The organism is Bartonella sp. AA81SXKL, assembly GCF_042196945.1.
GTDB lineage: Bacteria > Pseudomonadota > Alphaproteobacteria > Rhizobiales > Rhizobiaceae > Bartonella.
In genome coordinates this window covers 1-2070 of record NZ_JBHIRH010000062.1, presented here as the reverse complement: position 1 = coordinate 2070, position 2070 = coordinate 1, and the positions used below count along the sequence as shown (strand labels likewise).

The window sequence follows — 2070 nt, the reverse complement described above, 5'->3', positions numbered from 1 at the left end:
GAGAAACAAAACGCGGCGTAACTTACACACTGTTTGGAAAGAAAGAAATCTTACCCCATGCTTTTATCAAAGGTGGGTGCTTTCCAAAGTGTGTTGAATTAAAAAAGCTGAATGGTAATGTTTTTCAAAGAGCCGATGGAGATCAATTCCCTATTGCAAAACAAGAAGGACCCTCAATTGCTGGAATGATGTCCAAACCAGAGATTGCAAGTGCTATTGCACAATATGCCAATGAAAGATTAACTGAAAACATACAGAGACAACTTAAACGTCAAGAATATGCTGCCAACAAGAAAGGCTAGATCATGTTCTCAAGCTTTATCTATATCTTACATATCCTTATGAGTTTAAGCATTACATATTCTTATTGCAATTTAAAAAAAGATCATCATTTATGCTTTGTTTTTTCATAAAAAAAGTCAATAAAATCAATTCAAAAGGTACTCCCAGCGGGTTGGCTTCGTTGCGGGGCAGGACAGCGCAAACTATCGCTAGCGACAGAATTTTCAAATTGACTGTACATTGTACACTTAACTTATTGATAAATAACAATTTCAATATGTACACTGTACAGTATGTGAAACGTTTTCTTAGCAAAAAGTAATTTTTATTACTTGACAATTCTACAGTAATAGGTATCTTCGAATCAGGTGCCTAGAAAACACCTGAAAACAACTAGCGGATTGGTTGCCGAAATAACTGATCTTCCGCAAACTAAAAGCTTTGACTCATTGTATGCTACACGCATATAATAATATTGTCGGGTGTGGTTATGCTATACAATACCCTTTATGGGAAAGGCGTAACGACGGGCTAGTTGCCGTGTTTTCTAGCGCCCGGCATCCTCTTCGGATGTCAATAGAAAACCTTAACAACTAGGAGTTCATTATGAACACTCTTATTAAAATTACAGAACAAACAATTGATCAAGAAACTGTTCAAGCAGTAAATGCACGTGAGTTGCATATGTTTTTGAAGGTCACATCTCGTTTTAACGATTGGATCATTAATCGTATTAAAGAATATGGTTTCCTAGAAAATAAGGACTTTGTGAGTTTTACTAAAAATTTAGTAAAACCTAAAAGCGGTCGTCCAAGTACAGAATACCACATCACATTAGACATGGCGAAAGAGCTCTCAATGGTGGAACGTAACGAGAAAGGACGTCAAGCACGCCGTTATTTTATTGAGTGCGAGAAGAAACTAAAAAGCCAATTTGTTGATAATGAATTATTTTCTTATGAGTGTTTAAAAAAAACTGCTGGTGTTGGAGAAATCTTAGGATTGGTGATGAGACGTTTGTTAGATGCAAATAACCTCGAAAAAGAGCTTGATCATTACAAATCAGTTACAAAAGAAGCTAAACGAGTTTTAGCGACTCCGATTGCAAAAGTAGCTTAGACTTAAAACATCTTCCTTCCCCGTTCTCAAAATGGGGAGGTGGTTTAAAGATCAAGTTTTGAATGGGAGCCCAGACGCACTAAAATCAATCGATCTTGACCAATCAAGCGATAAATCAATACTAAGTCAGGTCGAATATGGCAATCTCGATAATTGCTCCAATTCCCAGTTAATGCATGGTCATAATATCGAGGTTCTAAAGGCTGGTCATTTGCTAATGCTGCAATGATTTGGCGCAAATCAGTATCTAAAAGATGCCGATACCGTCCTTTCATTTCACGCTTGAAATCACGTTTGAAGATAGTGGTACGTTCAATCGTCCGCATAGAGATCATCAAATAATTCGTCTACGGAATGAAACTTTTTTAAGTTACCTTCCTCTAGTTCTGCAAAAGCCGCTATAGTTTCCGCATTAGGTTGAAACAAGAAGGACGGAATAGCTTTATCTTGTGCAATACGCGTCATCAACACTCTCACAACATCACTTACTGATAAACCTGACGCTTGAATAACTTGACTAGCGATATTTTGAATTTCTTCTGGTACACGCGCTTGAACCATACGACTGGCAGCCATAATGACTTCTCCTCTTGTAACTGTATTTCAATGTAATACAATTGAAGTTTAATTTCAACTGTAAAGCACATTTTTTAGAGTGGCGAGATCGTT

Annotated in this window: 3 protein-coding genes and 1 pseudogene; 2 read left to right on the top strand and 2 right to left on the bottom strand. The window is 37.1% G+C overall.

The features are described 5' to 3' along the window. Together ACFINZ_RS09405 and ACFINZ_RS09400 are read left to right on the top strand one after the other, a co-directional pair. Positions 1-302 (top strand): annotated as a pseudogene (locus tag ACFINZ_RS09405) (hypothetical protein); the annotation flags it as partial. Between the two features lie 586 nt (positions 303-888). After that, positions 889-1401 carry an antA/AntB antirepressor family protein gene (locus ACFINZ_RS09400; RefSeq protein ID WP_375684251.1) on the top strand — a complete coding sequence of 171 codons (513 nt, stop codon included), beginning with the start codon at positions 889-891 and terminating at the stop codon, positions 1399-1401. Positions 1402-1445: 44 nt separating this feature from the next. Here the strand turns inward: ACFINZ_RS09400 and ACFINZ_RS09395 are convergent, their stop codons facing one another. Beyond that, positions 1446-1727, bottom strand: coding sequence for a type II toxin-antitoxin system YafQ family toxin (locus tag ACFINZ_RS09395; RefSeq protein WP_375634173.1), 282 nt, complete (start codon positions 1725-1727; stop codon positions 1446-1448). Further along, entirely contained in the window at positions 1714-1977 is a 264-nt protein-coding gene (locus ACFINZ_RS09390) for a type II toxin-antitoxin system RelB/DinJ family antitoxin (protein ID WP_375612164.1), read from the bottom strand. Before ACFINZ_RS09390 ends, ACFINZ_RS09395 begins: the two co-directional genes overlap by 14 nt. Positions 1978-2070: the final 93 nt, after the last annotated feature.

Excerpts from the sequence above, each read along its gene's own strand:
- ACFINZ_RS09400 (WP_375684251.1), top strand. The coding sequence starts at position 889 with ATGAACACTCTTATTAAAATTACAGAACAAACAATTGATCAAGAAACT.
- ACFINZ_RS09395 (WP_375634173.1), bottom strand. The coding sequence starts at position 1,727 with ATGCGGACGATTGAACGTACCACTATCTTCAAACGTGATTTCAAGCGT.
- ACFINZ_RS09390 (WP_375612164.1), bottom strand. The coding sequence starts at position 1,977 with ATGGCTGCCAGTCGTATGGTTCAAGCGCGTGTACCAGAAGAAATTCAA.